General features: G+C 57.1%; 16 protein-coding genes and 1 pseudogene. 3 read left to right on the top strand and 14 right to left on the bottom strand.

The window, feature by feature from the left end; all coding sequences use genetic code 11:
* Window positions 1-43: 43 nt before the first annotated feature.
* From glgX to asd, 3 genes are all read right to left on the bottom strand, one after another.
* The gene (glgX, locus tag M989_RS02175; RefSeq protein WP_064541418.1) at window positions 44-2,020 is read right to left on the bottom strand and encodes a glycogen debranching protein GlgX; all 1,977 of its coding nucleotides are present in this window, start codon (window positions 2,018-2,020) and stop codon (window positions 44-46) included.
* Window positions 2,021-2,024: 4 nt separating this feature from the next.
* Window positions 2,025-4,211 carry a 1,4-alpha-glucan branching enzyme gene (glgB, locus tag M989_RS02170; RefSeq protein WP_064541416.1) on the bottom strand — a complete coding sequence of 729 codons (2,187 nt, stop codon included), beginning with the start codon at window positions 4,209-4,211 and terminating at the stop codon, window positions 2,025-2,027.
* 253 nt (window positions 4,212-4,464) lie between these two features.
* On the bottom strand, window positions 4,465-5,571 hold the full coding sequence (asd, locus tag M989_RS02165) for an aspartate-semialdehyde dehydrogenase (RefSeq protein WP_064541414.1): 1,107 nt from the start codon (window positions 5,569-5,571) through the stop codon (window positions 4,465-4,467).
* A 232-nt stretch (window positions 5,572-5,803) separates the two neighbouring features.
* On the opposite strand from asd, the gene M989_RS02160 reads away from it, so the two are divergent.
* Window positions 5,804-6,397 (top strand): YhgN family NAAT transporter, encoded by a 594-nt coding sequence (locus M989_RS02160; protein WP_035892151.1) that lies wholly within the window; start codon window positions 5,804-5,806, stop codon window positions 6,395-6,397.
* A 124-nt stretch (window positions 6,398-6,521) separates the two neighbouring features.
* Here M989_RS02160 and gntU read toward each other — a convergent pair whose 3' ends face one another.
* From gntU to M989_RS02135, 5 genes are all read right to left on the bottom strand, one after another.
* Window positions 6,522-7,862 carry a gluconate transporter gene (gene gntU / locus M989_RS02155; protein WP_064541411.1) on the bottom strand — a complete coding sequence of 447 codons (1,341 nt, stop codon included), beginning with the start codon at window positions 7,860-7,862 and terminating at the stop codon, window positions 6,522-6,524.
* Window positions 7,859-8,392, bottom strand: coding sequence for a gluconokinase (gntK, locus tag M989_RS02150; RefSeq protein WP_064541408.1), 534 nt, complete (start codon window positions 8,390-8,392; stop codon window positions 7,859-7,861). Before gntK ends, gntU begins: the two co-directional genes overlap by 4 nt.
* Window positions 8,393-8,539: 147 nt before the next feature.
* Window positions 8,540-9,535: a gluconate operon transcriptional repressor GntR gene (gene gntR, locus M989_RS02145; protein ID WP_064541405.1), complete on the bottom strand. Its 996-nt coding sequence runs from the start codon at window positions 9,533-9,535 to the stop codon at window positions 8,540-8,542.
* A gap of 102 nt (window positions 9,536-9,637) precedes the next feature.
* Entirely contained in the window at window positions 9,638-10,333 is a 696-nt protein-coding gene (locus M989_RS02140; RefSeq protein ID WP_064541402.1) for a pirin family protein, read from the bottom strand.
* 120 nt (window positions 10,334-10,453) lie between these two features.
* A complete protein-coding gene (locus M989_RS02135; protein WP_064541399.1) occupies window positions 10,454-11,491 on the bottom strand; it encodes an oxidoreductase in 1,038 nt (345 codons plus the stop codon).
* 266 nt (window positions 11,492-11,757) lie between these two features.
* On the opposite strand from M989_RS02135, the gene yhhY reads away from it, so the two are divergent.
* Window positions 11,758-12,246, top strand: a complete 489-nt coding sequence (yhhY, locus tag M989_RS02130) for an N-acetyltransferase (protein ID WP_064541396.1) — start codon at window positions 11,758-11,760, stop codon at window positions 12,244-12,246.
* An 87-nt stretch (window positions 12,247-12,333) separates the two neighbouring features.
* Here the strand turns inward: yhhY and ggt are convergent, their stop codons facing one another.
* On the bottom strand, window positions 12,334-14,076 hold the full coding sequence (gene ggt, locus M989_RS02125) for a gamma-glutamyltransferase (RefSeq protein WP_157093505.1): 1,743 nt from the start codon (window positions 14,074-14,076) through the stop codon (window positions 12,334-12,336).
* A gap of 122 nt (window positions 14,077-14,198) precedes the next feature.
* Between ggt and M989_RS02120 the strand changes: the two are divergent.
* Window positions 14,199-14,507: pseudogene (locus M989_RS02120) on the top strand (DUF2756 family protein); the annotation flags it as partial.
* Window positions 14,508-14,515: 8 nt separating this feature from the next.
* Here the strand turns inward: M989_RS02120 and ugpQ are convergent.
* The 5 genes from ugpQ to ugpB form a co-directional block, all read right to left on the bottom strand.
* Window positions 14,516-15,256, bottom strand: a complete 741-nt coding sequence (gene ugpQ, locus M989_RS02115; RefSeq protein ID WP_064541393.1) for a glycerophosphodiester phosphodiesterase — start codon at window positions 15,254-15,256, stop codon at window positions 14,516-14,518.
* The gene (locus M989_RS02110; RefSeq protein ID WP_064541389.1) at window positions 15,253-16,323 is read right to left on the bottom strand and encodes a sn-glycerol-3-phosphate import ATP-binding protein UgpC; all 1,071 of its coding nucleotides are present in this window, start codon (window positions 16,321-16,323) and stop codon (window positions 15,253-15,255) included. Before M989_RS02110 ends, ugpQ begins: the two co-directional genes overlap by 4 nt.
* A gap of 1 nt (window position 16,324) precedes the next feature.
* A complete protein-coding gene (ugpE, locus tag M989_RS02105) occupies window positions 16,325-17,170 on the bottom strand; it encodes a sn-glycerol-3-phosphate ABC transporter permease UgpE (protein ID WP_064541386.1) in 846 nt (281 codons plus the stop codon).
* Window positions 17,167-18,054, bottom strand: a complete 888-nt coding sequence (gene ugpA, locus M989_RS02100) for a sn-glycerol-3-phosphate ABC transporter permease UgpA (RefSeq protein ID WP_064541384.1) — start codon at window positions 18,052-18,054, stop codon at window positions 17,167-17,169. The genes ugpE and ugpA overlap by 4 nt, the downstream gene beginning before the upstream one ends.
* Window positions 18,055-18,208: 154 nt before the next feature.
* Window positions 18,209-19,525: a sn-glycerol-3-phosphate ABC transporter substrate-binding protein UgpB gene (gene ugpB, locus M989_RS02095; RefSeq protein WP_064541383.1), complete on the bottom strand. Its 1,317-nt coding sequence runs from the start codon at window positions 19,523-19,525 to the stop codon at window positions 18,209-18,211.
* Window positions 19,526-19,683: the final 158 nt, after the last annotated feature.

Below are 19,683 nucleotides of genomic sequence, written 5' to 3'. Positions count from 1 at the left end.
AGGTAGTCCCCGCACAGGTGCGGGGTTCCGGGTAATTCAGAGACTATGACCTTTGAAATACGCACACTCCGTGCGCAGGCCCATGCCAGACAGCCATGACGACCGGCGCTTCATCGCCGGTAAATGGAGGAACGGCGCGCCATTCCCCCACGGGTAACTTCAGGTTTGCCACGTTCTGCGTCGCATTGAGCGTAATGAGCCAGCGATCGGAAAGCAGAATCTGCATCCGGCGCGCCCCGTGCTGCCACTCCTCGGCAGACAGCGGCTGCGCGTCCTGATTGAGCCATTGCACGTTGCCGTCGCCCTCCTGCCACCAGCGATCCTCCGTTAAAGCCGGAATTTGCTGGCGCAGATGGATTAGAGCGGCGGTAAAGTCGGTCAGCGCATCATCCGCATTTTCCCAATCAAGCCAGGTCAACGAATTGTCCTGGCAGTAGGCATTGTTGTTACCTTGCTGGCTGTGACCGTGTTCGTCACCGGCCAGCAACATTGGCGTTCCCTGCGATAACAGCAGCGTTGTCAGCAGCGCCTGAACGCTACCCTGCCGACGCGCCATTACATCCAGGTTTGCTTCCAATCCTTCGATACCATGATTATTGCTATGGTTATTGCTGGTTCCGTCACGATTCTCTTCGCCGTTGGCGTCGTTGTGCTTATTGTTGAAGCTCACACAATCGCGCAGGGTGAAGCCATCGTGAGCGGTGACCAGGTTGATGGCGGCGTGCGGTTGCCTCTCCTGATGCTGAAAGACGTCGCTAGAGGCGGCGAAGCGCTGGGCAAATTCCCCCAGCGACAGCGACTCCTCAAGCCAGAAGCGACGCATAGCATCACGGAAACGGTCATTCCACTCGCTGAAACCGGGCGGGAAGTTCCCCACCTGGTAGCCACCGTCGCCGATATCCCACGGTTCAGCAATCAGCTTCACCGTCGACAGTACCGGGTCGTCATGGATAGCCTTAAACAGCGGCGCATCCTGACGATAGCCCGGCGTACGGCCAATCACCGACGCTAAATCAAAACGAAAACCATCAACGTGGCACACGTCAACCCAGAACCGCAGGCACTGACGGGCGTACTCCACGACGCCCGGGTGACTGAGATTCAGCGTGTTGCCGCAGCCCGTCCAGTTGTGATAATCGCCATCTTCTCTCAACCAATAATAGCTGCGGTTATCAATCCCCCGCAGCGAGAAGGTCTGACAATGCAGATCCAACTCGGCGCTGTGATTCAGCACCACATCGAGGATCACCTCGATACCGGCCTGATGCAGCGCTTTTACCGCATCGCGAAACTCGTCCAGCGCGTGCTCGGGCGCGCTGGCGTAACGCGGCGACAGAGCAAACATCGCCAGCGGGTTGTAGCCCCAGTAGTTGCGCAGCCCCATCCGCAGTAGACGCTGTTCGCTGGCAAAATGCGCCACCGGCAGCAGCTCCAGCGCCGTGATGCCAAGCCGCTTGAAGTAGTCGATCATCACCGGGTGGCCCAGCGCCTTATAGGTACCGCGGATGGCATCCGGCAGCCCCGGGTGGCGCAGGGTCAGCCCTTTGACGTGCGCTTCGTAGATAACGGTTTTGCCCCACGCGGTGCGCGGTGCGGCGTCGTCCTGCCAGTCGTAGGCTAAGTCTACGACCACCGATTTTGGCGCTACCGGCGCGCTGTCGCGTTCATCCGGCGCGTCGTAGCCATCGTGAAAACGCGGGTCGTCTACCGGGTCGCCCTCGGCGCGAAAACAGCACGGGTCGAGCAGCAGCTTTGCCGGGTTAAAGCGGTAGCCCTGCTGCGGATCCCACGGACCATACACCCGATAACCGTAACGTAAGCCGGGGCCCGCATAAGGCAAATAGCCGTGCCAGACGTCGCCGCTCCGGGCGGGAAGGTCATAGCGCGACTCGTTGCCCTGCGCGTCAAACACGCAGAGTTCTACCCGCTGGGCATGCGCCGAAAAAAGCGTGAAGTTCACGCCCTCGCCGTCAAAGCTGGCGCCGAGCGGCGCGGGTTTCCCTGCTGCGAGTTGCCCCATGTGGTTAATCCCCTTCCCGTACCAGCCAGATAGTCGACAGCGGCGGCAGCGTCAGGCTCAGCGACTGCGGGCGACCGTGGCTTTCGAGATTATCGCTGTGCACCACGCCGCCGTTACCGGCGTTGCTACCGTGGTAATGGGCGGAATCGGTATTCAGCACTTCACGCCAGCGGCCCGGCTGATTAATGCCGAAGCGATAGTCGTGGCGCGGTACCGGCGTAAAGTTACTGACCACAATCACTTCGTTCCCGGCTTTGTCGCGGCGGACAAAGGCGAATACCGAACGCGCGTGGTCATCAACCACCAGCCACTCGAACCCGTACGGGTCAAAGTCCAGCTCGTGCATCGCTTTATGGTGACGATAGGTATGGTTGAGGTCGCGCACCAGACGCTGTACCCCGTGATGCCAGTTATCGTCGCCCTCCAGCAGATGCCAGTCGAGGCTGCCGTCAAAGTTCCATTCACGGCCCTGAGCAAACTCATCGCCCATAAACAGCAGCTTTTTGCCCGGGAAAGCGAACATCCAGCCGTAGTAGGCGCGCAGGTTGGCGAACTTCTGCCACGCGTCGCCCGGCATACGGTCAAGAATGGATTTTTTACCGTGGACCACTTCGTCATGCGATAACGGCAACACGAAGTTTTCCGTGTAGTTGTACAGCATGCCGAAGGTCATTTTGTCGTGATGGTACTGGCGATGAACCGGATCGAGCTTCATGTAGTCCAGGGTGTCGTGCATCCAGCCCAGGTTCCACTTAAACCAGAAGCCCAGGCCACCCATATCGGACGGGCGTGAGACGCCGGCAAAGTCGGTCGACTCTTCCGCCATACTCACCGCGCCGGGAACCTGCTCGCCCAACACGCGGTTGGTCTGACGCAGAAACTCAATCGCTTCAAGGTTTTCGCGGCCACCGAACTCGTTCGGGATCCACTCGCCCTCTTTACGAGAGTAGTCGCGGTAAATCATTGACGCCACCGCATCGACGCGCAGCGCATCAATACCGAAGCGCTCCACCCAGTACAGGGCGTTGCCCGTCAGGAAGTTACTCACTTCACGGCGGCCATAGTTATAAATCAGGGTATTCCAGTCCTGATGGTAGCCTTCACGCGGGTCGCTGTGCTCGTACAGGTTGGTACCGTCAAACTCGGCCAGCGCGAAGTCATCCGACGGGAAGTGCCCCGGAACCCAGTCAAGAATGACGTTCAGACCGGCGGCGTGCGCGGCGTTGATAAAGTAGCGGAAATCTTCGCGCGTACCGAAGCGGCGGGTCGGCGCATACAGCCCGGTTGGCTGATAGCCCCAGCTGCCGTCAAACGGGTGCTCGTTAACCGGCAGCAGCTCCAGATGGGTAAAGCCCATCCATTTAGCGTACGGCACCAGCTGCTCGGCCAGCTCGCGGTAGCTCAGCCAGTAGTTGTTGTCGGTATGACGGCGCCAGGAACCCAGGTGCACCTCGTAGATAGAGATAGGCGCGTCGAACTGGTTGGCTTCTTTGCGTTCTTCGCTCTGCTCAACTTTTGGCGGTAGCCCGCAGATTAGCGATGCCGTTTCCGGGCGCATCTGTGCTTCAAAGGCATAAGGGTCTGCTTTAATCCGCAGCGCGCCGCGAGCGTCGATCATCTCGAACTTATACAGCTGACCGTTATGCGCGCCGGGGATGAACAGCTCCCAAATTCCGGTTTCCCGACGCAGACGCATCGGGTGACGGCGGCCGTCCCAGTAGTTGAACTGCCCGACGACGGAGACGCGCTGGGCATTAGGCGCCCAAACGGCAAAACGTGTCCCGGTAACGCCGTCCATGGTGTCCGCATGCGCGCCCAGTGTTTCATACGGGCGCAGGTGGGTACCTTCGGACAGCAACCATGCATCCATTTCCTGGAGCAATGGGCCAAAGCTATAGGGGTCATCAATAAGATTCTGTTGGCCATGCCAAACGACAGCCAACTGATAGCGGAAGAAATTTTTACGACGCGGCAGAATGCCACAAAAGAAACCGCGTGAGTCCACGCACTCCAGCTTGCCCACTTTGCGCCCGGTTTTGGGTTCAATCACCCAAACGTCGGTCGCGTCAGGCAGTAACGCCCGGACTTCCAGCCCTGCTTCCGTTCTGTGCATCCCCAGTACGGAAAAAGGATCCGCAAAATGGCCTGCGATCAGTGCATTAATCACGTCTCTATCAACACGATCAGACATGCTTCATCATCCTTAGTTTTTGTATCGCCTCAATCCAATTTAAATGGCGACATTTGTGACCTGAACGGTGCGGCACGAAGTTGTGTGCCTCTCTCGGCCCCGTTCAACCTTCAGTCAAGGTGACAGACCTTGATTAAAGCATAGTCAACGCTTTACCTGACTCCTGAGAGAAAAATAGACATAACTGCGTTTACTCCCTTGTATTACGCAAAAAAAAGGGGTGGTTTGCCACCCCTCATCGATGAATAAATGTTTACGCCAATTGACGTAGCATACGACGCAGCGGCTCGGCTGCGCCCCACAGGAGCTGGTCGCCAACGGTGAACGCTGACAGGTATTCCGGCCCCATATTCAGTTTGCGCAAACGCCCAACTGGCGTGGTCAGCGTACCGGTGACCGCCGCCGGGGTGAGTTCGCGCATCGTGATTTCACGATCGTTTGGCACCACTTTCGCCCACGGATTGTGCGCAGCCAGTAATTCCTCCACAGAACTTATGGAAATATCTTTTTTCAATTTCAGGGTGAATGCCTGGCTGTGGCAGCGCAGCGCGCCGATACGTACGCATAACCCATCCACCGGAATAACCGAGGAGGTCGCGAGAATTTTGTTGGTTTCCGCCTGGCCTTTCCACTCTTCACGGCTCTGGCCGTTGTCGAGCTGCTTGTCGATCCACGGAATCAGGCCGCCCGCCAGCGGGACGCCAAAGTTATCGACCGGCAGATCGCCGCTGCGGGTCAACGTGGTGACTTTGCGTTCGATGTCGAGGATGGCGGAAGCCGGGTCGGCCAGTTCGCTGGCGACGTGATTATGCAGCAGACCCATTTGGGTCAGCAGCTCGCGCATATGGCGCGCGCCGCCGCCGGAAGCCGCCTGATAGGTAGCGACCGAGGCCCACTCAACCAGATCGTTGGCAAACAGGCCGCCCAGCGACATCAGCATCAGGCTGACGGTGCAGTTGCCGCCGACAAAGGTTTTAATCCCGTTGTTCAGACCGTCGGTGATGACCTGCTGGTTCACCGGGTCGAGAATAATGATGGCGTCATCTTTCATGCGCAGCGAGGAGGCTGCGTCAATCCAGTAACCCTGCCAGCCGCTTTCACGCAGCTTAGGATAGATTTCGTTGGTATAATCGCCGCCCTGACAGGTAACAATAATGTCGAGCGCCTTCAGCGCTTCAAGATCGTAGGCGTCCTGAAGCTTACCACCGGTGGTGCCGCCGAACGACGGCGCAGCTTGACCTAACTGAGAGGTGGAGAAGAAGACCGGGCGAATGGCGTCAAAGTCGCGCTCTTCAACCATGCGTTGCATGAGTACAGAGCCGACCATCCCGCGCCAGCCGATAAAACCAACATTTTTCATAACGAATTTTCCTGCAGATATGTGCTGTTATTGCTTACCAGTTCCACTGGGCATCCCTTCACATTACAAAAAGCAGCTAAAGTCGCAAGTGAAATTAATCAATGATTGCGTAGCAATCAGAAATGCAACTTATTCCCCCTGCTATAGGGGTCACATTTTTCTACGTTGAACTCCGCAACGAAGACGATGTGTAGAGCAGAAATTCCACAACAATTATCAGGGAATTTGAGTCATGAGTGAAATCTTTTCCGCCGCTGTTTTATTGATCCTGATTATGGATCCACTGGGAAATTTGCCCATTTTTATGTCGGTGCTAAAACACACGGAACCCAAGCGCCGCAAAGCGATCATGATACGTGAGCTTTTAATCGCACTCCTGCTGATGCTGATTTTTCTCTTCGCGGGCGAGAAGATTCTGGCGTTTTTAAACCTGCGCGCCGAGACGGTCTCCATCTCCGGCGGCATCATTTTATTCCTGATTGCCATTAAGATGATTTTCCCCAGCGCGACGGGAAACAGCTCGGGGCTGCCGGCGGGTGAAGAGCCGTTTATTGTCCCGCTTGCCATTCCGCTGGTTGCCGGGCCGACGCTGCTGGCAACGCTGATGCTGCTGTCGCATCAGTATCCCAATAATCTGTCACACCTGGTGATTGCGCTGCTGATTGCCTGGGGCGGCACAGTGGTGATTTTGCTGCAGTCGTCGCTGTTCCTGCGCCTGCTGGGCGAGAAAGGGGTTAACGCGTTAGAACGTCTGATGGGATTGATTCTGGTGATGATGGCGACCCAGATGTTCCTGGACGGCATTCGGATGTGGATGAAGGGATAAAACCGGGCAATTGCCCGGCCAAAGACCGTCTGTAGGCCGGATAAGGCGTTTACGCCGCCATCCGGCAATATGCGCCGGACGGCCTGATGGCGCTGCGCTTATCAGGCCTACAACGGGTGGTGCATTAACTTAACAGCGTAAACGCAATCATACCGACAATCGCGCCTACCGTACCAAGAATGGTTTCCATCATGGTCCAGGTTTTCAGCGTCTGCGCTTCCGTCGCGCCGGTAAACTTACCGAACAGCCAGAAGCCTGCGTCGTTCACGTGGCTCACCACGATAGAACCGCCGCCGATACAGATAGACAGCGCCGCCAGCTGAGCGCCGCTGTAATGCAGCTGTTCAATCACCGGCATCACCAGGCCCACCGCAGTCAGACACGCAACCGTCGCGGAACCCTGAATAATACGTACCGCAGCGGCCAGAATGAAGCAGGTCAGCGCAATCGGCAGGCCCATCCCGGTCAGGGCTTCGCCCAATGCCGGACCGACGCCGGAATCCACCAGCACCTGTTTGAACACGCCGCCCGCACCGATCACCAGCAGAATAATCCCCGCAGGCTGCAGGGCCGCACCGCAGATCGCCATCACTTTGTCTTTCGCCATGCCCTGACGGAACGCCAGGCCATAAATCGCCACCAGGCAGGCAATCAGAATCGCGGTGAATGGGTGACCGATAAATTCAAACCACTGATAGGTTTCGGACTCCACCGGCACAAAGCGCGCGGCGATCGTTTTCAGGCCTACCAGCACCAGCGGCAGCAGAATTAGCGCCAGGCTAAAGCCGAAGGACGGCATTTTGCCTTCGCCAAGGTGCGGCTCGGTAATGTCATCAGGAATGTTCAGCTCAACGTAGCGGCTGATAAAGTTGCCCCACAGCGGGCCGGCAATAATCATCCCCGGAATCGCCGCACACAGGCCAATCAGAATCATCCAGCCAAAGTCGGCGTGCATTTGGGAAGCCAGCAGCATTGGCGCGGGCCCCGGCAGCAGAAACGCCGCCGCGGCGGCTACACCGGCAAACAACGGAATCACCAGCTTCACCAGGTTCGTCCCGGTGTGGCGCGCCATAGAGAACGCGACGCTAATCAGCAGCACGATCGCCACTTCAAAGAACAGCGGCAGCGCACAGATAAGACCGGCGATACCGATAGCATAGTGCGCGCGGCTGTGGCCGAAGGATTTCAGCATTTTGACCGCAATCTGATCGACTGCGCCCGTCTCATGCAAAATTTTGCCGAACATCGCGCCCAGCGCGACCACGATAGCCAGGAAGCCCAGCGTACCGCCCATCCCTTTCTCCATGGTTTCCGCGATTTTAATCAACGGCATACCGGAGAAAAGCCCTGCACCAATAGAAACCACCATCAAAGCCAGGAAAGCGTGCATACGCGCCTTCATGACTAAAAACAGCAGCAGTAAAACGGAACCTACTGCTGTTAAAACTAACGATAAAGTTGTCACGCGATACGGCCTTTGTTAATCACTTCAATGGTGCTGTCGATAACGCCTTCCAGCGGCTGATCGATATCAACCACCAGCACGTCGCGTTCGTCAGCGCCCGGTTCTTGCAGGGTTTCGAACTGCGTCACCAGCATCTGGGTCTTGAAGAAGTGGCCCTTACGCGCTTTCAGACGGCTCTCAATCACCTCGAAATCCCCTTTCAGGTAGACGAAGGAGAGATTCGGGTTCCCTTCACGCAGAATGTCGCGGTACGCTTTTTTCAGCGCGGAGCAGACAATCAGCGAGACTTTGTTCGTGCGCTGCATGGCAAACGCGGCGTCGTTCAGCGCCTGCAGCCAGGGCTTGCGGTCGTCGTCATTCAGCGGTTCGCCGGAGGACATTTTGACGATATTGCTGCGCGGGTGCAGGAAATCGCCGTCCAGAAACGCGGCGTTCAGGCGATGTGCGACTTCGCTGGCAACGGCGGATTTACCGCTGCCGGATACGCCCATCAGTACATAAACGTGGTGATCGTGGTTAGTCGTGCTCAAGGCGTCCTCCTGTTGGGCACCGGGAATTTGTTACGGGTAACAGTTATCGGTAACATTGTCATGCTGAGCAACTGGATAAGCAATAACCATTCGTGCCGGAAGTGAATTATGAGTGAATATGTGTGATCTAGTTCAAACTTGTGGAGCCTAAATAGAACCACCCGGTGACAAAGTGAAACCTAAATCTAACATCTTCGGCGTCACCACTTCACCGCGAATACGGGCAAGCAGACGCTCCGCGCCAATGCGCCCCATGCGCTCACGCGGCGTCAGGACGCTGGCGAGACGCGGTTCCATCACCTGGCCGATATCGTGGCCGTGGAAGCCGGCAATCGCGATATCGTCCGGAATTTTCAGCCCCAGACGCTGGCACTCAAACGCCGCGCCGACCGCGAGGTCATCGTTGGTACAGAAAATGCCGTCCAGCCTGGAGAATTCGCGCCGTGCCTGGCGCATCAGTTCGATGCCGGAAGTGTAAGACGACGACTGCTCTACCATCACGCTGTACGGCGTCAGGCCCGCGTCAAGCATCGCCTGTTCGTAGCCTTTCTGTTTGATAATAGTACGTTCATCGAGACGCGCCCCTAAATAGGCGATATGCCGATGGCCGCGCGCGATAATCGCCGCCGTCATCTGCCGCGCCGCTTCAAAGTTATCGAAACCCACGGCGATATCGAGGCACGGCGACTGGCTGTCCATGAGCTCAACCACCGGAATACCGGCCACTTCGATCATCTTGAGGGTACGCGGCGTGTGGGTACGTTCAGTCAGAATCAGGCCGTCAATGTTCCAGGAGAGCATCGACTCCAGGCGCTCCTGCTCCATTTCCGGCTTGTAGCCGTAGTGGGCAAGCATCGTCTGATAGCCGTGGGCGTCGGTGACGCTTTCCACGCCGCGCAGCACTTCCGCAAAGACCTGGTTGGTTAATGAGGGCAGCAGCACGCCGATGGCGCGGCTGGTAGCATTGGAGAGAATATCGGGGGCCCGGTTGGGGATATAGCCCAGATCGTCAAGCGCCGCCGCAATTTTACCGCGTAACGCTTCGGAAACCTGCTCCGGGTTACGTAAAAAACGGCTCACCGTCATTTTGGTTACGCCAACGCGATCGGCAACATCCTGAAGTACGGGTCTTTTCTTTTTCATCGTCCAGTGGCAAACAAAGGTGAAATATTGCTGAAGTTTACCACGGAGATGACGCAACCTCCCCGCAAGATTGGGGAGGTTGCGCTAATTATTTAAGACGGATCAAACTGGCGGCAGATCGAAGAGTAAAATTTCACTTTCGCTGTCGGCGTGAACCGAAATCGCCTGCTCGTCCCAAATCGCCAGACCATCGCTGGTGGTGGCTTTGGTGCCATTAATCGAGACTTCGCCTTTCACTACCTGAATCCACACGCGGCGGTCGGCGGCAATCTGGTGCACCGATTGTTCGCCTTTTGCCAGCGCCCAGCGGTACAGCTCCATATCCTGGTAAACCTTCAGCGAACCTTCACGCGCATCCGGCGACAGCACCAGCTGCTTGCCCTGCGCGGCGTCGAAGCGACGCTGTTCGTAGCGCGGCGTGATGCCGGTTTTTTCTGGAATGATCCAGATCTGATACAGGTGCAGCTTATCGGTGGCGCTTGGGTTGTACTCAGAGTGACGCACCCCGGTACCGGCGCTCATAATCTGGAACTCGCCCGCCGGAACCTGCTCTTTGTTACCCATGCTGTCCTGGTGCTCCACGGCGCCTTCCAGCACGTAGGTCAGGATTTCCATGTCTTTATGCGGGTGAGTACCGAACCCCTGGCCTGCATCAATCACGTCATCGTTAATGACGCGCAGCGCCGAGAAGCCCATGTAATTCGGATCGTAGTAGTCGGCAAAAGAGAAGGTATGCCAGGAATCCAGCCAACCATGATTCGCGTGACCACGTTCATTTGCTTTACGTAAGAAAATCATTTTTTACCCCCTCATGTTTCGATGAAACAAGTTTGGACGTAAACCGCGCAGGATGATAGTGGGTGAAAATTGACTCCTCTGTTCAAAAAATATGAACAAGAGCAGAGGAGCCATTTTTACTTATTTGGCAAGGGTAATCGTGGCAGGAGACGGCTGCTCAAAGGCGCGTTCAAGCAGTTCCATATTGGTGAGAGCCTCAGTTTCCTTGACGAAATTCGGCACACCGTGGGTCAGCGTCTGATACAGCGCATCGTACACGCGACCATAGTCGCCACGCTCGGCCTGCCACTGCTCTTTTACCGTTTCCCCCGCCTCGTTGACGTACTCCAGCTGCGCCAGTGAACTGTCCGCCGCGAAGCCCGCATCGCCCGGCATAATGCCCGCTTTCAGGCTGGTTTCCTGCTGATCGATACCGTACTTCACGAAGGAGCCTTTGGTGCCGTGCACGATAAATTTCGGGTAGTCGATTTTCACCAGATGGCTGGTTTTCACAATCGCCTTCAGGTTGCCGTAAAACAGCTGTGCTTCAAAGGTATCATCCGGATTGGCCGGGTTGCGCAGGCTGCGAATGTCGTACGCCGCATGATCCGGGCGGCCAAACAGCGAGATGATTTGGTCCATGGTGTGTACGCCAAGGCCATAAAACGCGCCGTCCTGCGGACGGCCCGGCTGGGTCGGCGCTTCCGGGCGGTAGTAGTCAAAGTGGCTTTCTACCTCAACAATCTCGCCCAGCTTACCGCTCTCAATGGCTTTTTTGGCGGTCAGGAAGCAGGAGTCAAAGCGACGGTTCTGATACGGCGAGACGGTCAGCCCTTTGCTTTTCGCCAGCGCAAACAGTTCCTTCGCTTCCGCCAGCGTCGGAGTGAACGGTTTCTCTACCAGCACGTTTTTACCGGCTTGCAGCGCTTTTTTCGCATACTCAAAGTGGCTATCAGCATGGGTGCAAACCACCACCAGCTTCACCTGCGGGTCGTGCAGAATATCGTTTAGCTCGCTGGTGAAGTGAATGTGCGCATATTGCGGTGCCTGCTCGTCCGGCTTTGGGCTGCGGCGATAGATATGCGCCACGTGCCAGTCGGTTTTGCGGTGCAGAACGTAGGGAAGATGGTAGCGGGTGGTGCTTTTGCCAAAGCCGATGAAGGCGCAGTGCAGAGTCATGGTTCAGTCCTTTTGAAGTGTTTGCTGAATACCATAGCGCAATGAAAGGCAAAAAAAAGCCAGCAATAAGCTGGCTAAAGTAATACTGGAAGCAATGTGAGCAATGTCGTGCTTTCAGGAACTCCGCAAGGACGCCCTGAATGCAGGACAATAATAATCATTCTCATTCGCAACTGTCCAGTGATTTTTGCAAAAAAAGCCAATTGACGCACATTTCAAAATCAATGATGTTAAAAGGGACTTTTACACCACAAAGGAAATGAAGAATGAGTGACATCGTGATACGCCACGCTGAACCCAAAGATTTCGACGCTATCCGTCAGATCCACGCCCAGCCGGAGGTGTACCACAACACGCTACAGGTACCTCATCCTTCCAGCCATATGTGGCAAGAACGGCTAGCCGACCAGACGGGCATCAAACAGCTGGTCGCCTGCATCGATGAACAGGTGGTTGGGCACCTCAGTATTGCCATTCCCCAACGCCCTCGCCGCAGCCACGTCGCCGACTTCGGTATTTGCGTCGATACCCGCTGGCAAAATCGCGGCGTCGCCAGCGCGCTCATGCGCACCATGATCGATATGTGCGACAACTGGCTGCGCGTCGACCGTATTGAACTCACCGTATTTGTCGATAACGCGCCGGCGGTGGCGGTGTATCAAAAGCACGGGTTTGAGATTGAAGGCACCGGGCGCAACTATGCGCTGCGTAATGGGGAGTATGTGGATGCGTACTTTATGGCGCGGGTGAAGTAACCATTGCCCGGTGGCGCTACGCTTACCGGGCCTACAAAGGTTAACCCTGTAAGCCCGGTAAGGCGAAGCCGCCACCCGGCAATTAAACTAGTACCCCGCCGTCAAATCATCCGGCGAACGCGGGTCCGAGGCCCCATACAGCGTCCCATCCGGGTCCACCATAATGCTCTGCGTGCTGCCCATCGCCTCTTTCAGCGCCACCTTCTGTCCTTTCGCTTCCAGCAGCTTGAGCGTGTCCGGGCTAAAGCCCTTCTCGACCCGCAGTTCGTCCGGCATCCACTGGTGGTGGAAACGCGGTGCGTTGGTTGCTTCCGCCACGTTCATACCAAAATCGATGCTATTGACCACCATTTGCAGCACCGTAGTGATAATACGGCTACCGCCCGGGCTACCGGTCACCAGCCAGGTTTTACCGTCTTTCACCACAATCGTTGGCGACATCGACGACAGCGGACGTTTCTTCGGCCCAACCGCGTTGGCATCGCCGCCCACCAGCCCATAGACGTTCGGCACGCCGGGCTTAGCGGAGAAGTCATCCATTTCGTTATTCAGCAGAATGCCGGTGTTACCCGCCACGATGCCGGTACCAAAGGTGGTATTAAGGGTGTAGGTCACCGCCACCGCATTGCCGTCTTTATCCACCACCGAGAAATGGGTGGTCTGGTTGCTTTCATACGGCGCCAGCTTGCCGGGTTTAATCTGGCTGGAAGGCTTGGCTTTGTTGATATCAATCTGGTCGGCAATCGATTTAGCGTAGGCTTTGTTGGTCAGCGCCTGCCACGGTACCTTCACAAAGTCCGGGTCACCGAGGTATTCCGAGCGGTCAGCGTAGGCATGCTTTTCGGCTTCCGCCATCAGCTGCATCGCGTCGGCGCTGCCAAAACCGTATTTATGCAGATCGAAGTTTTCCAGAATATTAAGAATTTGCACGATGTGAATCCCGCCGGAAGACGGCGGCGGCATAGAGAATACTTCATAGCCGCGATACGTGCCGCTAATCGGCGTGCGCTCGACGGCCTTGTAATTCGCCAGATCGGCCTTGCTCATCAATCCGCCGTTTTTCTGCATCTCTTCGGCAATCTGATCGGCAATCGCCCCTTTGTAGAACGCATCCGGCCCGTGCTCGGCTATCAGCACCAGGCTTTTCGCCAGATTGGCCTGCACCAGCTTGTCGCCCTTCTTCAGCGGTTCATCGTTTTTCCAGAATATCGCTTTACTGTTGGCATGATTGGGCAGCACTTCGCTGCCGTAGGTTTTCAGATCGTCGGCCAGCGCATCGTTAACGATAAAACCCTCTTGCGCCAGCTTCAACGCCGGGCAAATCACTTTGTTGAGCGGCAGAGTGCCGTATTTTTCCAGCGCCAGCGAGAAACCGGCGACGGTGCCCGGCGTGCCGGAGGCGAGATGTGAGGTCAGCGATTTTTTACTGTCCGGGTTGCCGTGATCGTCGAGGAACATGTCACGCGTCGCCTGCTCCGGGGCCATTTCACGGAAATCGATCGCCGTGGTTTTACCGTCTTTGGTACGCAGCAGCATAAATCCTCCCCCGCCAAGGTTCCCGGCCTGCGGGTGCGTCACCGCCAGCGCATAGCCGACCGCGACCGCCGCATCCACGGCGTTACCGCCCTGGCGCAGAATCTCCACGCCAACCTGAGTCGCAGCGGCATCCACCGAGGCCACCATCCCCTGCTGAGCGCGCACGGGGTGAAACACATCTTCTTCCACGCCATAGGAGACGGGAGGCGGAGGCGGCGCGGCTACGGCGCTAAAACAGCTTCCTGAGAGCAGAGCAGCAAGAGCTACCCGGCGGATAAACGTCGGCGTTGTTATCATCATCATTCTCCAGAGCGTGCGGTGAGGTCCCCACTAAGCCTGGTTCATAATGCTGAAATAATCCTCGTTCTGGCGGGAAAGGAGTAAACTTAAGAGATCCCCTACAAGGAGGAAAGATGATGAAACGATTACTGATTCTCGCAGCGCTGCTGCCGTTTACCGCGCTGGCTGCGCCGTTGAACATCGACAATAACCCGAACCAGCCGGGTTATGAGATCCCCAGCCAGCAGCGCATGCAGTCGCGAATGTTGAACCAACAACAGCAGCAGAAAGGGATGCTGAATCAACAGCGGCAGGTGCAGACGCAGCAGCAACAGCTGCATCTGCAAAACCAGCTCAAAGCCAACCAGCAGCGCGTGCAGCAGGCCCAGCCGGGCATGCTCACGCCGAATCAGCAGCCGCTGCCCAACAATAACGGCGGCATGCTGAAGCAGTATTAAGGCTGGAAATCCGGCCCAATCACGTCAATCGCATCGGTACAGATGCAGTTCACGCCCCAGCGCAGCAGCTCCGCCGCGCGTTGGGGCGAGTTCACGGTGTACACCAGAATCTTCAGCCCGGCGTCGCGCAACGCGTCCACGCGCGCCTCATCGAGTAAACGATGGTTGAGGTGAATCGAAACGCAGCCTAGCCGCGTGGTCAACTCACGCCAGTCGTCGCGCCACTCGTCGAGCAACAGGCCGCGCGGTAGCTCCGGGGCGGCAAGCTGCGCCGCTTCCAGCGCATCAATTTCAAACGATGAGAGCAGCGGTGGCGTCATGTTGGCCCACAGCTCGCGGGCGGCCAGCGCCACGGCTTTGCCGGTCAGCGGGCCGGTGCCGGTGGTGGGTTTAATCTCAATATTCGCCATCATGCCGTGCTGGCGGCAGCGTTCCGCCACCTGCGACAGCAGCGGCAGCGGCTCGCCCTTAAAGCTGCTGGCAAACCAGCTGCCCGCGTCCACACGCAGCAGATCCTGCCAGTTCAAATCCCCCGCCACGCCCCAGCCGTTGCTGGTGCGTTCGAGATTATCGTCATGCAGCAGAAAGATCTGCCCGTCTTTCGACAGCTTGGCATCAAACTCAATCATGGTATGCCCGTAGCGCGCACCCACGTCGATCGCCGCCAGTGTATTTTCCGGCGCTAATTTGCCGCCGCCGCGATGGGCGACGATATGAGGATAGGGCCAGTTGCTCATACTCGCATTCCTGTTTCACCGTCAAAGAGGTGCAGATGTTCATCCGGCAGATGTAGCCACAGCGTGCTGCCCGCATTCGGGCGCTGCTGGTGCGGCAGGCGAACCACCATTTTCAATTCGCCAAAGCGCCCGTGCGCCAGGTTATCTGCACCTAAAATTTCCAGCGTATCGATGACCATCGGCACGCCGCCTTCCGCCTGCGAGCTTAGCGCAATATGTTCCGGGCGGATACCCAGCGTCATGCGACGCCCGGCATATTCACGACGCTCAGCCGGAAGCGGGAGCTGCATTCCATTGGGCAATACAAAGCGCGTGCCTGACGCATCCAGTTGGCCCTCCAGCAGGTTCATTGCCGGGCTACCGATAAAGCTCGCCACAAAGCGGCTGGTCGGTTTCTCATACACCTCTACCGGCGTGCCTATCTGCTCGGCAATCCCTTTGTTCATCACCATCACCCGCTGGGCAAGGGTCATCGCCTCCACCTGGTCGTGGGTGACATAAAGCGAGGTTGTTTTCAGACGACGATGCAACTGCTGTAGTTCAAGACGCATCTGCACGCGCAGCTTGGCATCGAGGTTAGAGAGCGGCTCATCAAACAGGAACACCGCCGGGTCGCGCACGATGGCGCGCCCCATCGCCACGCGCTGGCGCTGGCCGCCGGACAGTTCGCGCGGACGGCGCTTCAGCAGGCCATCCAGCTCAAGAATACGTGCGGCTTCCTGCACCTTTTCCGCGATATGCGCTTTCCCCATGCCGCGAATTTTCAGCCCCCAGGCCATGTTCTCTTCCACGCTCATATGCGGGTAGAGGGCGTAGTTCTGGAACACCATCGCAATGCCGCGATCCTTCGGCTCCATTTCGGTGACGCGCTTGCGATCGATCCAGATGTCGCCGCTGGTCACTCGCTCCAGCCCGGCCACCATGCGCAGCAGCGTGGACTTACCGCAGCCCGACGGGCCGACCATCACAATAAACTCGCCGTCCGCCACGTCCAACGTCAGCGGTTGAATCACCTGGGTTTTGCCGTCCCAGCTTTTGCTTACTGCCTGTAATTTCAGTCCTGCCATGTTATTTCTCACTGTCCACTAAACCACGCACAAACGCCCGCTGCATGGCTAAAACGATAACGACCGGAGGGATAAGGGTGAGCAGCATTGCCGCCATCACCTGATTCCACTGCGTGGTGCCTTGTCCAATGGCGATCATGCCTTTAATGCCCGCCACGGCGGTGCCGAGATTGACGTCGGTGATGATCAGCAGTGGCCAGAGATACTGGTTCCAGCCGTAGATAAAGGTGATGACGAACAGCGCCGCCAGGTTGGTTTTTGACAGCGGCAGCACGATGTCGCGGAAGAAACGCATCGGCGAGGCGCCGTCAATTCTCGCCGCTTCTATCAGCTCGTCCGGCAAAGTCATAAAGAACTGACGGAACAGGAAGGTCGCAGTGGCCGAGGCCATCAGCGGCAGCGTCAAACCCGCGTAGCTGTCGAGCATTTTCAGGTTGGCAATCACTTCCACCGTCGGGAAGATACGTACTTCAACCGGCAGCATCAGGGTGATAAAAATCATCCAGAAGAACAGGTTACGCAGCGGGAAGCGGAACCAGACGATGGCAAACGCCGACAGCATCGAGACGGTAATTTTGCCGACGGTAATAGCGAAAGCCATGATGAAGCTGTTGAGCATCATCAACCAGAACGGCGCGCTGTTGGCCCCAACGCCGTTCACCCAGATGGTCTTCATGTTTTCAAACAGATGCCCACCGGGAATCAGCGTCATCGGCGTTTCAAATACCGCTTTGTCGTCCAGCGTTGCCGCGGTGAACGCAACGTACAGCGGGAAGAGAATCACGATAATCCCAAGGATTAGCATGGTGTGGCTGAAAATAGTCAGCCCGCGACGGTTCTCAATCATTGGTAGCGCACCTTTCTTTCCACGTAGCGGAACTGCACCACGGTCAGGATGATGACGAGGAACATCAGCACCACCGATTGCGCGGCAGAGGCCGAGAGATCCAGCCCGGCGAACCCTTCACGGTAAATCTTATAAATCAGCGTGGTGGTGGCCTGTACCGGGCCGCCTGCCGTCGCGGCGTCGATCACCGGGAAGGTGTCGAAGAAGGCGTACACCAGGTTCACCACCAGCAGGAAGAAACTCACCGGCGCAATCAGCGGCAGCGCCAGCTTGAAGAAGCGGCGAATCGGGCCCGCGCCGTCGATGGCGGCGGCTTCCACCAGCGAGCGCGGAATCGACTGCAGCGCGGCGAAGAAGAACAGAAAGTTGTAGCTGATTTGCTTCCACACCGAGGCGAAGACCACCAGGAACATCGCCTGGCCGCTATTCTGCGCGTGGTTCCAGTCGTAGCCGAATTCACCGAGGAAATGGGTAATCAGCCCGCGACCGGGGTTAAACAGGAAGATCCACAGCACCGCGGCGACCGCGGGGGCAACGGCGTACGGCAGCAGCATCAGCGTCTGGTAGAGACGGCTGCCGCGCACGACATAATCCACCAGGGCAGCAAAAACCAGCGACACCAGCAGGCCGCTCACCGTTACCATGGCGCTGAACTTAATGGTCGTCCAGAAGGCGTCGAGATAGTAAGGGTCATGAAACAGCGTGACGAAGTTATCCAGGCCAACAAACTGGCTGGAGAGCCCAAACGGGTCGACGCTTTGCAACGAGTACCACAGCGCTTCGCCGGCGGGCCAGATAAAGAAAATAACGGTGATAATCAGCTGCGGGGCGACCAATGCATAGGGCAGCCAGCGCGATTTAAACACCGGACGGGATGATGACATAGTTAAACTCTGCGTTGGTTTTCCCCTCACCCCGGCCCTCTCCCCAAAGGGGCGAGGGAGAAAAGACAACCCGGTGCAATCTCTACCAGACGGCGCCGAACGGTCCCCTCTCCCCTATGGGGAGAGGGTTAGGGTGAGGGGTAAGGCGGTTAAATTAAGACTTGGTCGATTGCTCGAAGCGACGCAGCAGCTGATTCCCGCGCTCTACCGCAGAATCCAGCGCCTGCTGAGGCGTTTTCTTCCCGGTCCAGACGCTTTCCAGCTCTTCATCCACGATGGTACGAATCTGCGGCATGTTACCCAGACGCAGGCCTTTGGTGAACGGCAACGGTGGTTTGTTCAGCATCTGACGGGTCGCGATATCCGCGCCAGGATTCTTGTCATAGAAGCCCTGCTGGCGGGTCAGGTCGTACGCGGCGGTCGTGATCGGCAGGTAGCCGGTTTTCTGGTGCCACTCGGCGGCGATTTCCGGCTTCGCCAGGAACTCGAGGAACTTCGCCACGCCGGTATAGGTCTCTTTATCTTTACCCTGCATTACCCACAGGCTCGCCCCGCCGATGATGGCGTTCTGCGGTGCGCCCTTCACATCAGCGTCGTACGGCATCATGCCGACGCCGTAGTTGAATTTGGCGTAATGGCGGATATCCGCCAGCGAGCCGGAGGATGCGGTCGTGATCGCGCAGTCGCCGTTGTAGAACTTCTCGGTGGATTCGTCTTTACGTCCGAAGTAGCTGAAGTCGCCCTTTTTGTTCAGATCGGCAAGCAGCGCGATATGTTTAACCTGCTCCGGCTTGTTGAACTCCAGCACCGCATCGGTACCGTCGAAGCCGTTGTTTTTGCTGGCGACCGGCAGACCGTGCCAGGCGCTGAAGTTTTCAATCTGGATCCAGCCCTGCCAGCCGCTGGCATAACCGCACTTCATACCGGCGGCTTTCAGCTTCGCGGTGTAGTCAGCCAGGTCCTGCCAGGTTTTTGGCGGCTGTTCCGGGTCTAAACCGGCTTTTTTGAAGGCATCTTTGTTGTAGTACAGCACCGGGGTAGAGCTATTAAACGGCTGGGAGAGCAGATGCCCGGTTTTGGCGTCGGTGTAGTAACCGGACACCGTCGGCACAAACTGAGATTCGTCAAACGTGATACCGGCATCGCTGAATACCTGATAGACCGGCTTAATCGCTTTGGACGCCATCATGGTGGCGGTGCCTACTTCATACACCTGTAGAATCGCCGGGGCGTTGCCGGTGCGGAAAGCGGCGATACCCGCGCTCAGGCTCTGCTCGTAGTTGCCTTTGTAGATCGGGGTAATTTTGTAGTCCGGGTTGGCGGCGTTAAAACGCTGCGCCAGGGAGTCAACTTCTTTGCCCAGCTCGCCTTCCATTGAGTGCCAGAACGGAATCGTAGTCACTGCCATCGCCTGGCTCGCCAATGCCAGACTTAACGCCAATCCTAAAGCTGTATGTCGTAACGATATCATCGGTTATCTCTCTTTTTGTGCCGGGATGCGCGATATCACGCGTTTTATGTTCGCGGGGGTAACATGACATGCTCGAATGACAGAAAAATAACTTTTTTATTACAAAAAAAAGATAGTAAGGCGACAAAGGGATGGCAAGGAGGTGACGGTGGTAAGAA

Source organism: Kluyvera georgiana ATCC 51603, assembly GCF_001654985.1.
In the GTDB taxonomy this organism is placed as follows: domain Bacteria; phylum Pseudomonadota; class Gammaproteobacteria; order Enterobacterales; family Enterobacteriaceae; genus Kluyvera; species Kluyvera georgiana.
The sequence above is the reverse complement of the archived record's forward strand: the minus strand, read 5'-3'. Positions and strand labels throughout refer to the sequence as shown.

Coding starts and splice junctions, on each gene's coding strand:
- ugpQ (WP_064541393.1), bottom strand. CDS start 15,256: ATGAGCAACTGGCCCTATCCTCATATCGTCGCCCATCGCGGCGGCGGC.
- gntR (WP_064541405.1), bottom strand. CDS start 9,535: ATGAAAAAGAAAAGACCCGTACTTCAGGATGTTGCCGATCGCGTTGGC.
- ugpE (WP_064541386.1), bottom strand. CDS start 17,170: ATGATTGAGAACCGTCGCGGGCTGACTATTTTCAGCCACACCATGCTA.
- M989_RS02160 (WP_035892151.1), top strand. CDS start 5,804: ATGAGTGAAATCTTTTCCGCCGCTGTTTTATTGATCCTGATTATGGAT.
- glgX (WP_064541418.1), bottom strand. CDS start 2,020: ATGGGGCAACTCGCAGCAGGGAAACCCGCGCCGCTCGGCGCCAGCTTT.
- ugpA (WP_064541384.1), bottom strand. CDS start 18,054: ATGTCATCATCCCGTCCGGTGTTTAAATCGCGCTGGCTGCCCTATGCA.
- M989_RS02140 (WP_064541402.1), bottom strand. CDS start 10,333: ATGATTTTCTTACGTAAAGCAAATGAACGTGGTCACGCGAATCATGGT.
- yhhY (WP_064541396.1), top strand. CDS start 11,758: ATGAGTGACATCGTGATACGCCACGCTGAACCCAAAGATTTCGACGCT.
- M989_RS02135 (WP_064541399.1), bottom strand. CDS start 11,491: ATGACTCTGCACTGCGCCTTCATCGGCTTTGGCAAAAGCACCACCCGC.
- M989_RS02110 (WP_064541389.1), bottom strand. CDS start 16,323: ATGGCAGGACTGAAATTACAGGCAGTAAGCAAAAGCTGGGACGGCAAA.
- asd (WP_064541414.1), bottom strand. CDS start 5,571: ATGAAAAATGTTGGTTTTATCGGCTGGCGCGGGATGGTCGGCTCTGTA.
- glgB (WP_064541416.1), bottom strand. CDS start 4,211: ATGTCTGATCGTGTTGATAGAGACGTGATTAATGCACTGATCGCAGGC.
- ugpB (WP_064541383.1), bottom strand. CDS start 19,525: ATGATATCGTTACGACATACAGCTTTAGGATTGGCGTTAAGTCTGGCA.